Genomic DNA, 1,614 nt, shown 5'->3' with positions numbered 1-1,614 from the left:
CCGCGTGACGGCGGTGCCGGAGCCCGTCCCGCTCCCGGCCCGTGCCACGCCGTACCCGGCCACCGGCCGCCGGCGGGAGCGCCCGTCTCCCCAGGAGTCCCGCCATGTCCTCGAACGACCGTCCCTCGCCGGCCGACCGCTCTCCCGGCACCGCCCCCGACCACCACGACGCGGGCACGAGCGGGCGACCGCTGTCCCGGCGCGGCTTCGGCCAGCTGGCCGCGGTCTCCGCCGGTGCCGGCCTGGCCGCCACCGCGGCCACCGGGCTCGCCGCCGCCGAAGCCGCCGCCGACGGCCGCGGGGCCGTCCGCGAGCGGCCGTTCCGGGCGGCCACCCACCGCCGTTCGCCCCGGCCCAACATCCTCTTCATCCTCGCCGACGACCTCGGCTGGGCCGACCTGTCCTCGTACGGCTCCCCGCACATCCACACCCCCCACCTGGACCGGCTCGCCCGCCAGGGGGTGCGCTTCACCCACGCCTACGCGGGCTCCTCGACCTGCTCCCCCACCCGGTTCAGCCTCTACACCGGGCGCTTCCCCGGCCGCACCCCCGGCGGCCTCCACGAGCCGATCCCCGGCGGGTCCGACGCCGGGCTGCCGCCGAACCACCCCACCCTGGCCTCGCTGCTGCGCGGCGCCGGGTACGCGACCGCGCTGATCGGCAAGTGGCACTGCGGCTACCTGCCCGACCACAGCCCCACCAAGTCCGGCTGGGAGACGTTCTTCGGCAACTTCGGCGGGGCCCTGGAGTACTACTCCAAGCTCGGCCTGACCGGCGAGTACGACCTCTACGAGGGCGAGGTCAGCCACCAGGACCTGCGCTACTACACGAGGATCATCACCGAGCGGGCCGCCGAGTACATCGGCCGCGACCACCGAAAGCCGTGGCTGCTCAACCTGAACTTCACCACCCCGCACTGGCCGTGGATAGCCGAGGGCGACACCGCGGAGAGCGCACGGGTGACCGCGCGCATCAAGGCGGGGCAGCGGGGCGCGCTCAACCACCGCGACGGCGGCTCGCTGGAGAAGTACCGCGAGCTGGTCGAGGACCTCGACCGCTCCGTCGGCGAGGTGCTGGCCGCGCTCCGCCGCTCCGGCCAGGAGGAGAACACCCTGGTCGTCTTCGCCAGCGACAACGGCGGTGAGCGGTTCTCGTACCAGTGGCCGCTGTCCGGCGAGAAGTTCACGCTGCTGGAGGGCGGCATCCGGGTGCCCACCATCGTGCGCTGGCCGGCCCGCATCGACGGCGGCGCGCAGGTCTCCCACGAGCCGGTCTACACCCCCGACTGGACCGCGACCCTGCTGGAGGTGGGCGGCGCCCGACCGGACCGGGCCCACCCGCTGGACGGCACCAGCCTCGCCGGATACCTGCTGCGCGGCGAGGAGCTGCCCGAGCGGGACCTGTTCTGGCGGGTGCGCGGGGAGCGGGCGCTGCGCCGCGGCGCCTGGAAGTACCACCGGGACGCGCAGGGCCGGGACCACCTGTTCAACATCCCGGACGACCCGCGGGAGCAGGCCGACCGCGCGGCGCTGGAGCCGGAGCGGCTCGCCTCGCTCCGGACCGCGTGGGAGCGCACCGCCGCCACCCTGCTGCCCTATCCCGCGGCCGGGGGCT

At 75.5% G+C, this 1,614-nt stretch carries 1 protein-coding gene; it reads left to right on the top strand.

All coding sequences use genetic code 11. The features are described from left to right. Positions 1-104 precede the first annotated feature (104 nt). On the top strand, positions 105-1,614 hold a 1,510-nt coding region (locus IHE55_RS30425), incomplete at its 3' end, for a sulfatase family protein (RefSeq protein ID WP_197989650.1).

The sequence above is a fragment of the Streptomyces pactum genome (genome assembly GCF_016031615.1).
Lineage (GTDB): Bacteria > Actinomycetota > Actinomycetes > Streptomycetales > Streptomycetaceae > Streptomyces > Streptomyces pactus.
This window is presented reverse-complemented; position numbering and strand designations above follow the sequence as displayed.